This is a genomic window from Colwellia sp. NW0002-52-1 (assembly GCF_057550865.1).
Window position 1 is genome coordinate 23442 of record NZ_BAAJLU010000001.1, and the last position, 11809, is coordinate 35250.

The 11809-nt window shown below is 37.7% G+C and carries 10 protein-coding genes; 7 read left to right on the plus strand and 3 right to left on the minus strand.

The window, feature by feature from the left end; all coding sequences use genetic code 11:
* The first annotated feature begins 113 nt into the window (after positions 1-113).
* On the plus strand, positions 114-1295 hold the full coding sequence (locus tag AC27H3_RS00110; RefSeq protein ID WP_487102825.1) for an MFS transporter: 1182 nt from the start codon (positions 114-116) through the stop codon (positions 1293-1295).
* A 1-nt stretch (position 1296) separates the two neighbouring features.
* Positions 1297-2262, plus strand: coding sequence for an alpha/beta hydrolase (locus AC27H3_RS00115; protein ID WP_487102826.1), 966 nt, complete (start codon positions 1297-1299; stop codon positions 2260-2262).
* A 230-nt stretch (positions 2263-2492) separates the two neighbouring features.
* On the opposite strand, the gene AC27H3_RS00120 is transcribed toward AC27H3_RS00115, so the two are convergent.
* The gene (locus tag AC27H3_RS00120) at positions 2493-3275 is read right to left on the minus strand and encodes a 3-hydroxybutyrate dehydrogenase (RefSeq protein ID WP_487102827.1); all 783 of its coding nucleotides are present in this window, start codon (positions 3273-3275) and stop codon (positions 2493-2495) included.
* Between the two features lie 127 nt (positions 3276-3402).
* Entirely contained in the window at positions 3403-4131 is a 729-nt protein-coding gene (locus tag AC27H3_RS00125) for an SIMPL domain-containing protein (protein ID WP_487102828.1), read from the minus strand.
* A gap of 413 nt (positions 4132-4544) precedes the next feature.
* Here AC27H3_RS00125 and AC27H3_RS00130 point away from each other — a divergent pair, with 413 nt between their 5' ends.
* The 4 genes from AC27H3_RS00130 to AC27H3_RS00145 all read left to right on the plus strand — a co-directional run bounded on the left by AC27H3_RS00130 (position 4545) and on the right by AC27H3_RS00145 (position 9746).
* On the plus strand, positions 4545-5360 hold the full coding sequence (locus AC27H3_RS00130) for a mechanosensitive ion channel family protein (protein WP_487102829.1): 816 nt from the start codon (positions 4545-4547) through the stop codon (positions 5358-5360).
* A 139-nt stretch (positions 5361-5499) separates the two neighbouring features.
* Complete coding sequence (locus AC27H3_RS00135; protein WP_487102830.1) at positions 5500-6681, plus strand: serine hydrolase domain-containing protein; 1182 nt, start codon at positions 5500-5502, stop codon at positions 6679-6681.
* Between the two features lie 256 nt (positions 6682-6937).
* Positions 6938-9157, plus strand: coding sequence for a marine proteobacterial sortase target protein (locus AC27H3_RS00140; protein WP_487102831.1), 2220 nt, complete (start codon positions 6938-6940; stop codon positions 9155-9157).
* Between the two features lies 1 nt (position 9158).
* The gene (locus AC27H3_RS00145) at positions 9159-9746 is read left to right on the plus strand and encodes a class GN sortase (protein ID WP_487102832.1); all 588 of its coding nucleotides are present in this window, start codon (positions 9159-9161) and stop codon (positions 9744-9746) included.
* 85 nt (positions 9747-9831) lie between these two features.
* Here the strand turns inward: AC27H3_RS00145 and AC27H3_RS00150 are convergent, their stop codons facing one another.
* On the minus strand, positions 9832-10767 hold the full coding sequence (locus tag AC27H3_RS00150) for a 2-hydroxyacid dehydrogenase (protein WP_487102833.1): 936 nt from the start codon (positions 10765-10767) through the stop codon (positions 9832-9834).
* Positions 10768-10909: 142 nt separating this feature from the next.
* On the opposite strand from AC27H3_RS00150, the gene AC27H3_RS00155 reads away from it, so the two are divergent.
* Entirely contained in the window at positions 10910-11776 is an 867-nt protein-coding gene (locus AC27H3_RS00155) for a PA4780 family RIO1-like protein kinase (protein WP_487102834.1), read from the plus strand.
* Positions 11777-11809 lie beyond the last annotated feature (33 nt).

An 11809-nucleotide genomic window follows, 5' to 3' on the forward strand; every position in this document is an offset into this window, starting at 1 on the left:
ACTAGCATATCACTTAAGCTAGTGAGTTATAGTGCACTAAGGTAGTACTTATTTCCCCAACATCCTCAGGTAACCTAGTTATTCATTGTTGTTTTGTATAAAAGTTATCATAGATGAAAATTACTAACAAATATTTAGTCGAAGCTATTGTTTTCTTTAGTTATGTATTATTTGCCATGGCTTGGGTTGGTGGCACCGCTAGCATGCAAAGCATTATGCTTTCGCTCGACGTACACAGTTTAGCTTCAGCAAGCTTTATTAGTGGAGCAGTTACCATAGCGAAAATTGTGGGTACTTTCATCGCGGCTTGGATAGCAATAAAACTGGGCATTAAATATGCCTTTTTTGTCTCAAGTTTATTAATTACCATTGGCCTACTCACGCCTTACGCGCCCAATTATGAACTCTTACTGTTAAGCCGTTTTTTAATGGGTCTTGGTGGTGCGTTTATGGTGGTGTATTTCAACCCGATTGTTTTACAGTTTTTTAAAGCCGAAGAGCGCTCTACGATTAATGGAATTAATGCCGTAGCATTTAATATTGGCACTGCTGTAATTCTGTGGCAGATGGGCAGCATTAACGACCTTACCGGAGGTTGGCAGAATAGTTTAACGCTTTTCTCTGTGATGAGTTTACTTGTTGCTGTGCTTTGGTTATTCGTAAAATTTGAAGAGCCAGATGCTCCTGCGCCAAATGTCGATGTTACGCCAGAGGTATATCATTATCGTGAAGGCCTAAAAGACAGCTTTAATTGGATTTACGGCCTAGCATATTCAGGCATTTTAGCCTTCTACATTTGTTTATTCACTTTTTACCCTAAAGCGGGCATTGTACAAAGTAAGTGGGTAATAGGTTTTGGTATTATCGGTACTATATTTGGTATTATTTATGCCAAAAAAGTTCCTTTGCGTATCCCCGTTATTCGTTGGTCTGGCTTTGTAGTGATTATTAGCACAGCAATATTTTCATTTAGTGAACTCTATTGGTTACAAACATTTGCGGCCATGGTGCTAGGTTTCTTTATCTTCTTACCCGTTACCGCTTTAGTGTCAATTCCGCACGAATTGCCGAAAATGACTTTACCGCGCATTACCATTATTTTTAGTATGTTTTACTCAATCAGTTACATAATTTCGACCTTTATTTTATGGATATTCGGTAGTTTGGTGGATAGTCATCAAGGTGATTTTACTTGGTCGTTTATTTTGATCACCGTACTTAGTTCAACGCTATTTGTTGGTAGCTATTTTTTACCAGAGTCTGGCAAGAAAACAAATATACAAGCAGGGAGTTAATATGCGAGGTAGTGTTTCAGAAAACTTAAAACCCTTACTTAAGCAAGTAAATGCTGGAATTGAACAAGCAAAAGCAAGTGGCGCGGCTTTTGATCCTACGATTATTAGACAAAATTTAGAAAACCTAACCGCATATATGATCCCAGGCCCTGAAGTGCCTTTGATAAAAAATACTTTTATTAAAGCCTCAGATCATAATGTGGCGGTACGTATATATCATCCCAACCCAGAAAAAGCCTTACCGGTTTTATTACATTTTCATGGTGGTGGCCACATGTGTGGCAGTATTGAATTGTATGACCCTATAAGTCGCGAGCTAGCCATAGCGGCTAATGCAATTGTTATTTGTATTGATTACCGCTTAGCTCCTGAACATCCGTATCCCTGTGGAATAGATGACTGTCAGTTTCTTTTGGAAAACTATCAAGACCTACTCCAAGGTTATAGGTTTAATGAACAACTTTATATTGCCGGTGATAGTGCTGGTGGTGCAATTTGTACTAGTTTGGTTGCCAACAACATTAATAATACTGAAATCAATATTGATAAGCAGATATTGCTTTACCCAAGCGTTGATTACACCATGAGCTGTCCGTCAATTACCGAAAATGGCGAAGGTTTTTTACTTGAAGCCGATAAAATCCGTTGGTACTTTCAGCAATATTTTCAGCTTGATAATATAGAATTAGAGACAAATGAAGCTACAGCATCATTAATAAAAAATGCATCGCCACTACTGGGCGAGTTTACGCATAAAATGCCGAAAACATTAGTGATAACCGCAGGCTGCGATCCCTTACGAGATGAAGGTTGCTTATATGCTGACAAAGCTCAACAAGCGGGTGTAAGTGTTGAGCATTATCAATTTGATGAATTAATTCACGCTTACATGCTGCTTTCTAAATTGGTACCTGAGCAATATCATCAAACTTACTTGATGATTAAAAAATTTATTGCAGCTGAATAAGGCGCACTGTAATAGCCTTATTTAAGACAATTTATTCAGTAACTATAACATTCAGTAACTATAACATTCAGTAACTATAACATTCAGTAACTGTAACAAATACAAAGACTAACTCAAAATAACTATAACTATAACTACTTTACTAACTTCCTATGGGCTCCTCATTTATCCGAGACAGCCCTTTTTTTTACTGCTTTTTTTTACTTTTTTAAATGACCAAAGCTAGCTTACTATTGTGCGGTCCAGGCACCATCCATAGGCAATGCAGAGCCGGTAATACTTCTTGCGCTTTCACTACAAAGAAATAAAATAAATTCGCCTATTTGCTCTGGTGCCATCATCTCAGGTAAAGGTTGTTTTGCCGTTACCAATTTGTATTTTGCTTCATCAAAACTAATGTCTTGTTTTTCAGCTATAGCGGAAATTTGATTGTTTATTAGCGGCGTATCAACCCAGCCAGGACAAATAGCATTTACCGTAACACCATGCTCTGCGCATTCTAACGCTAGCACCTTTGTTAAGCCCACTAAACCATGTTTTGCTGCACAATATGCCGACTTATTTACTGAGCCAACAAGACCATGAACAGAAGCAACATTAATAATTCTGCCCCAATTGTTTTGTTTCATTTTTGGTAAAGCGTATTGAATTGCATGAAACGCGGCTGACAAATTAATCGATAGAATTGCATTCCACTTTTCTAACGGAAAATTTTCAGCCGACTCAGTGTGTTGTATGCCAGCATTATTAATTAAAATATCAACACTGCCCATTTGCTCAATAGCGTGTTGTATTAATCGCTCAATACTTTCAACTTTCATTAAATCGGCATCGTCAAAAATGGCTTTAATACCATATTGAGCAGAAAATTCAGTCGCTAACTCTTCGCCTTCATCAATTGACATTAAGCCATGTAAAACCAAGTTAATTCCCTGCGCGGCTAGCACATGGGCCGTAGCTAAGCCGATACCGCTAGTTGAGCCGGTAATCAAGGCAACTTTTTCGTTAAGCATAAGGTTTCCTTATTATATATTGGTAATATAAATTTATGCTCAAGATTAACTTATTTCGGCTTGTTAATATTTGGTCCCTTAGTACCATGTGAGTTAGCAATAATATTATTGTTGCTGAAGTATTACTTTATAATTCAAGATCAAAGACCACATCAATGGTTGCTGAAAAAACAATATTTTCTTGAAGATAACGACCAGGTTTTGCGGCGCTATCAGCCATACTTGATCTCATTTTATAACCTTCATTATTCGCACCGTATCTATGATAGCTTTGATTTGAACTGGCATTAATACTATAAATTGCGCCCAATTCAGCATCAAAAGCATTAGCTAACGATTTACCTTTGCTTTTAGCGTTACTAACAGCAAGTGCATTAACTTCTTGTTGTAGGTTTTTCTCATTTGACGACTTTAACTCTATATTTCGAATCGCATTAATTTTTACCGAGAGTACAAAGTCCATAAAGGTGTTCAGTTTATCAATATTATTTAACGTTACTTTTAGTGTTCTTCGAGCAATGTAACCTTCAATAGTATCTTGCTCACCGCGGTTATAACTGCGGCGTATTTCTGTTGAAATATTAGACGCCGAAACATTGTCTTCATTAATATCAAAATCGACTAAACCATCCAGTAAATTATTCACTCGCAGGTCCACTTCTTTTTTTGCCTCTAAACTGGTTTTTTGTTCACTTTCAACATTTAAATGTAGCACGGCTATATCTGGCATTGTCATTAACTCAGCCGTGCCGGTAACTGAGATATGGCGGTGAGTTGGCAAACTATTATTAGCAAATGTAAAAGAACAAAAACCGAGTAGTAATGTCACCATAATTGTAGAGGTAAATAATTTCATAAAATATCCTTTTGAAAATTGAATGGTAATGCGCCACCAACAGCAGCGTTATTATTAGATTAAACAAGCGATTTAATCACACTATCGTAAAAAATTAAGACGATTTTTAAACGGCGACTTTTGTAATAAATTAATCGCTATAAATGATTAATATTTTAAACCTTAGCTCAAAATATATACCACAAACTACAGGCATTAATCGCCAAATATTGCGCGATTAATTATAATTTAACATCAGTTTACTTAGTGCAAGCTGAATCTTAGCTGAACGAATGCAGTACGCGTTTTATCGGCGAATAGTTATAATCAAAAATTAAAGTCATATTTCACTCGATTTGTCGCTTTAAATCCATTATGGTGCCACTTTTATCGCACTAAAGTACGTTCTTAATGTATTAACTTATAGGTAACTCATGCTTCAAAATCTTCTAGAAAACAAATCTATAGTTACTATTGTTTTAATTGTTACTATCATTACCTTCAAGTTAGTTATTACCCGCTTTATAAAACGTCGTGCAAAAAAGAAAAAAATCGACAAACGCTTCACCGTTAACTTTTTAAATAATATTTTCAACTTTGGTCTGATCGTAATTTTGTTCAATATTTGGTCAGTTGAAATACAAATGTTCGCCTTTTCAATTGCCGCTTTTGTTGTCGCTATAGTGCTGGCAACAAGGGAGTTTATTCAATGTTTTATTGGTTTTATTTATGTTGTATCTAACCGTCCATTCAGAGTCGGCGATTGGATCCAAGTGGGTAATTATTGTGGTGAGGTAAACTCTATTGATTGGATTAACTTAACCTTATTAGAAGTGAATATAAGCAATTATCAATTTACAGGTAAAACGCTTTATTTACCGAACAATCAATTAATTACTACCCCTATTAAAAACTTAAACTTTCTTAAGCGCTACGCAGTACACCATTTTACCTTGACTCGCGATGGCAGCGTAAACCCGTTTGAATTTATTGACGCACTTAAAGAAAAAGCCAACAGCTATTGCGCTGATTTTAATGATGTTGCCGCGAGATATAACCAAGTCATTGAACATAGATTAGATATAACCATAGCTGGGCCTGAGCCGCACATTGAAGTTGCCACGTCAGAGCTTGGCGATACACAAATTATCTTCACCATTTTTTGCCCAACAGAGCGAGTAATGGAGATTGAAAACAAGCTAACGGCAGACTTTATGAATTTCTGGTTCAGTGCTAAGCAACACAAATAAGTAAGTTCACCTTCACTATCAAGCTTTTAACCTGACTTATTCAAGTTAAAGCTCGTAAATCTTTCATACGAGTTAATTTTACTTTTTATTTACAAATTAACTCGTTAGAATTAAATGTTTCTCAAAATTGGTTGCTTACATGCTTTTTCGTTTTCTCTCGCTTATTTTTATCCTGTGCTCTATCTCCAACGTAAATGCCGCTCAATATAATAGTTTTAAGAAAAAGCTTTCAAACAGTATTAATACTGAATTAAATAAATTCAGTATTCCTGGTGCTGCTTATGTTGTTGTTAAAGATGATAAAGTTATTGCCATTGAGAGTTTTGGTTACACCGATAAAACGAATAAACAAAAAATAAACGAAAACACGGTGTTTCGTCTCGCTTCTGTTTCAAAGCCTTTCGCAGCGACCATTGCGACTATGTTATCGCAAGAAAAAAAGCTTAATCTATCTGATCCTATTACAAAGTTTTTACCTAATTTCGCACTGGCAAGTAAAGGGGCAGCAGAAAAAATTCAATTAACACACTTACTCAGTCATTCAACGGGTTTAATGCCAAATGCCTACGACAATTTACTCCATGAAAACTGGAGTATGGCAAAAATAATTAGTCGTTTTGACCGTGTTACGCCTATTTGTCAGCCGGCTAAGTGTTACGGTTACCAAAATATTGCTTACGGATTTTTGCAACCTGCTATAGAGGCCGTTACTAAGAGAAGTTATGCAAGCTTGCTGCAAGAGCGAGTGTTTACTCCGTTAAAAATGGATAATGCTTCAGTCGGTATTGATGTGTTTTTAACTAAAAATAATACCGCTCAACCGCATATTTTAAGAAAAAGAGTAAAAACGGGTAAAAAAACTCGAGCAGGAAAAGACATCAGGCGCTATATTTGGCGCACAGTAAATGTAGAGCCCGACTATTATAAAGTTGCGCCAGCCGCTGGGGTAAATGCCAGCATCACAGATTTATCGAAATGGTTAATAGCCAACTTAGGTAATAACCCTGAAGTACTTTCACCTGCCCTGCTTTCTGAGCTCACCACACCAAGAATAAAAACCAAGAAAGATTTACGCCGTCGATATTGGCGAGAACACCTCACCGATGCTCATTATGGCTATGGCTGGCGAATTTATCAGTTTGCAGGCCACCCAATAATTTATCACTCTGGTTGGGTTGCTGGTTATCGTGCTGATATAGGCTACTCACCAACACTTGATATAGGTTTTGCCATTTTAATCAATGCAGAATCGAATGTTATCAATAAAATATCGAGCGATTTTTGGACTCAGGCGCAACACGTTTTTGACAATGTAGATTAATCGCTAAAGTCTTAAAATTTGATATGTAAGAGATGCTTATAACTTACTTTTACTGCTTTTGTTGACTTTAGTTTTTATAAAAACTTACCCTGCTAACAATGTAAAATGTACCTTAGTAGCTAAACGCAATAACTTATTCTTGCGCTCCAAAGCCATAATTTTGCCACAATTGCTCACCACTTTGCCTCAATGTTAACGCCTCGCATCCTTTTTGTTTTGTTGAAATAGCCCCAATAACTCAATATTGGAGCTTCAAGTGTTTAACTCAAATAAAAATTTAAGGCTAATCGATTATCAACATTCATACTTTTATCAACAAAAGCGCAAAAAACAACGCCGAAAATGGGTTAAATTTATCATTCTATTTTTGCTAGTAACAAGTGTTATTGCTGTTATTGTACCTTTTGCTCGAGCCGCTACAATTAATCAAGAATTACCACCGAAAATGTCGTCGGTTACCGAAAAACCTTTAATTCAGGGGCCTCAATTGTTATTTAGTCACCCTGACAAACGCCTACGCGCAGCATTACCGGTAGATATTACTGCAAATGTCGAGGTTAATGGCATAGTGGCTTATGCACGAATAAAGCAAGTATTTATCAACCCTTATAACAGCTCGGTTTCGGGTAAATACCAATTCCCTTTACCTGAAAGCTCAGCCATAAAACACTTAACTATCAAGATGGCTGACCAAGTTATTATTGGCCAAATTATGGAGAAACAAGCGGCAAAGGCCGTTTATCAGCAGGCAAAAAAACAAGGTAAGAAAGCGAGTTTAGTGCAACAACAAAAGCCAAATTTGTTCACTAACAACATTGCCAATATTCCGCCTTTATCAAAAGTAGAGGTAACGTTAGAGTTTATTATGCCGGTTAACGTTACTAAAAATGGTTTGAGTGAAAGTATTTTTAATTTACGCTTACCTATAGCAATAACCACTCGCTATCAAAGTATTCATGATCAAAAAACATTGGATGAGCCTAACTCTGGAGCACCTTTTGATAGCGCTAAAGAGACTTTACAGCGCGTTGAATATAGCTCAGAAGCATTGCCCAAAGCGATAGCAGATAACCATACTGCGATTAGTATTTCGCTTAATGCTGGAGCTAGCATTAGCACCATTAAAAGTGCTAGCCATAACATACAGACACAAGCGCTTGATAACCAAGAATCCCAGTACTTAATTACCCTACAAAAACAACAAACAACGGCTAAACAGGATTTTGAAATCAGTTGGCAGCTTAAAGCGAGCTATGAACCTCAAGTCAGTAGTTTTACTGAGCAAATAGGTGATGAATACTTTACTTTATTAACCTTTTTTCCGCCAGAAAGTGAGCAGGTGTCAACGTTATCGCGAGATATTATCTTCATTATTGACACGTCAGGATCTATGCAGGGAAGCGCTATAGCACAAGCTAAAGAGAGCCTTCAACAAGCGATTTTAAACTTAGGTCCAAAAGACAGTTTTAATATTATCGCCTTCGACGATAACGTAACGCTATTATTTGCCAAAACAAAAATGGCCTCTCGGCACAACATAAATCAAGCACAGCAATTTATTAATCATTTACAAGCTGATGGTGGTACTGAAATGTATCGTCCTTTAAGTCAAGCACTGGTTATGGCAAAAGATCAACAGCAAACTGCAAAAGCCATTCGACAAGTTATTTTTATTACTGATGGCGCAGTGGCTAATGAGTTCGAATTAATGCAGTTACTTGAAGGTGCCCAAGCCAACTTTCGCTTATTTACAGTGGGTATTGGCACAGCTCCTAATAGTTATTTTATGAAAAAAGCGGCGCAATTCGGTCGTGGCAGTTATGTTTTTATTAATAATAGTGAGGATGTGCAAAAACAAATGACTGCCTTAATGAGCAAAATAAACCATCCGGCGATAACCAATATTTCATTGATTTTTGATAATCTAGTTCATCAAGAAACTGAGGTTTTTCCAAAAAAAATTACCGATTTATACATGGGAGAACCCTTACAAATAACCGTAAAATCTAAACTCCCCATTACCAGCGTGCAAGCTATGGGTGATAGCGCACAAAGCCCTTGGTACCAGCAAGTAATAGTTGATGAGAATCAATCATCGAAAGGTATATCAACACTTTGGGCCCGCCGAAAAATTGAAAGCTTGTTAGACAGTTTGGTTACGGGTGCTGATAAAACGCAAGTAAAAGCAGAAGTCATTTCTACTTCAATCGCCCATCAAACCCTATCGCCATACACCAGTTTTATTGCCGTAGAAATGCCAACAGAGTTACTTCCTATAACGGCAAAAAATAGTGTGAAAAATAGTGCAAAAGATAACGCGATAAAAGCTAAGTACCAAATGAATACATTAGCAAAAGCCCATGAAAACTTAATGGTGGCCATGCCCAGAACAGCACTGGGTTGGCATCAACAGTTACTTATCGGTTTGTTATTAATGTTAGCCGCCCCAGCTTTGTTGCGTATTTGGTCTAAATAACATGACTAATGTCGCTAAACTATTTCGAAAATTAATCGTTTCAGCCTTGGTCATTGTTGGAGGCGTTATGTCTATTCAAGCCAGTTGGCTGCCAACTAAAGCGTGGGTGTCGCAACAATTAATTCATAACAGTTGGCAGCAATCAATAACAGCACATGAACGTTTAGTAGTGGTTAAACCTTGGCCTTGGGCTGATACATACCCTATTGCTGAACTGATATTTCAACGTTTAGATAAAAGTATTGTGGTGTTAAATGGCGGCGACCCAACCACATTAGCGTTCTCAGCTGGTGCCGTTGCGCCATTTAACCAACCTAAAGCAACAAAACCTTTTGTGGTGGCAGGTCATAGAGATAGTCATTTTGCTTTTTTAGAGGATATTGCCATGAAAGATGTTATTTCATTAGTTGACGGGCAAGGAAAAACCCAACTATATCAAGTACAAAATATTGATATAGTCGATGCCACAACAGGTCAACTGCCGTTAATCGCTGATGAACAAACATTAGTATTAATTACATGCTACCCCTTTAACCAACTAGGCAACGACTCAAACGAACGTTATGTTATTACAGCAAAACCCTTATGAAGTTTTAAGTTCGAAGCTGTCAGCTGTCAGTAAGAGACTAACAACTTATAGCTGATAGTTGATAGTTGATAGCTTAAAGCTGCCCTTAATACCCTGTAAGTTTATTAACTGTGGTAGGTAGCTGACCGGTTGTGCGGTAAGTTGTTATGTTTTTTGCGACAATGTCACTGGCACTATTGAGGTTTGTTGGCGCTGAAATATGTGGCAATACAGTTATACCTGGGTGTTGCCACAGTTCGCTTTCTGCGTTTAGGGGTTCATGTTCAAATACGTCGAGTACGGCGTGGTTAAGGTGATTGGTATCTAAAGCTGCTAGTAAATCGCTGGTGTTAATAATGCCACCACGTGCAAAATTAATAATGGCGCTACCTGTAGGTAGTTGATTTAATAAACCTTTATTAATAATCCCTTTCGTGATTGAAGTTAACGGCAGCAAGCACACTAGAATATCACTTTGCGCGACCATTTCAGCTAAGCCGCTATCGCCACTAAAACAGCTAATGTTTTCAATAGCTTTTTCAGTTCGGCTCCAGCCCATAACATTAAAACCATTAATTTGTAGCTGTTTTGCACTAACTTGCCCAAGTTCTCCTAAACCCAGAATACCAATACGTCGCTTACTCGCTGGCACTAGTTGATGTTGCTGCCATTGTTTGTTTCTTTGCTGCTTGGCATAGCGCGGCATCTCTCGGTGTAAATATAAGCTCCATGCTAACACCGCTTCTGCCATGGTTTGGCTAAGCGTTGGGTCCACTAATCGTACAACGTCAATCGATGAGTTAGCCAGTGAAAGTATTAAATTCTCAACGCCAGCCCAAACACTGTGCACCCAAATTAGGTTTTTAAGTTCAGCCAATTCATCGATATTTGGGTTAGCGACAATGGCTAATTCAATACCCGCTTTATCACTAGATTTAAGCTCAGAAAACGACACAACATTTTCATTCGGTAAGCGTTGATTAAGCGCTGCTAACCACCTGACTTCTTCATCTTTAGGTAACTGATTTATAAATGGGATCATAAGGCGTTGTGTTAATGTAAAATAGATTTGATTATACTACCCCAAGTTAATACGTAAACCAGACAATGTTTTAATCTATTGATAAATAAAAAGTTATAATTTTGTTCTATCTTCCAACGCCCAACTAAGGTATAACGGCGCTATGAAAGTACCTAAACGCATACAGCCACTTGTAAATGATGGCCTAATAGACGAAGTAATAAGCCAATTAATGAGTGGAAAAGAAGCCACTGTTTATATGGTGCGTTGCGGCGATGATATTCGCTGTGCGAAAGTTTACAAAGAAGCCATTAAGCGCAGCTTTAAAAAAGCAGCACAATATCAAGAAGGCAGAAAAAGTCGCAACAGTCGTCGTGCTAGAGCAATGGAAAAAGGCTCTAAGTATGGCCGTGATCAACAAGAATCCGCTTGGCAAAATGCTGAAGTTGACGCGCTATATCAACTAGCAGAAGCAGGCGTGCGCGTACCACAACCTTTTGGTTGTTTCGACGGCGTATTATTAATGGAACTTGTTACCACCGACGATGGCGATGTAGCACCACGCTTAAATGATGTAGTTATGCCAGCAGAGCAAGCAGAAGAAGATCACACCCTAGTTATGCATTACGTTAAATTAATGCTTTGTGCTGGGGTTATTCATGGCGATTTATCAGAGTTTAACGTTTTAGTAGATGACTACGGCCCGGTTATTATTGATTTGCCGCAGGCAGTTGATGCTTCTGCTAACAATAACGCCAAGTCAATGTTAATGCGTGATGTTACTAATATGACTAACTACTATGGTCAATTTAGTCCAGCATTAAAGCAAAGTAAATATGGCCAAGAAATGTGGGCATTATTCGAATCAGGCGAGTTAACACCAGAAACCCCGCTAACCGGCTTGTTTGAAGAAGATACTGACGCAGCTGATGTTGATACCGTGCTTGAAGAAATTAAAGCGGCATTTGAGGAAGAAGAAGCGCGCATTGAGCGCATTAAAGATGCAAATGCTGTTGATAGTGAATTTTAAATAAAGCTGTCAATTAATTAAAACGACATATTA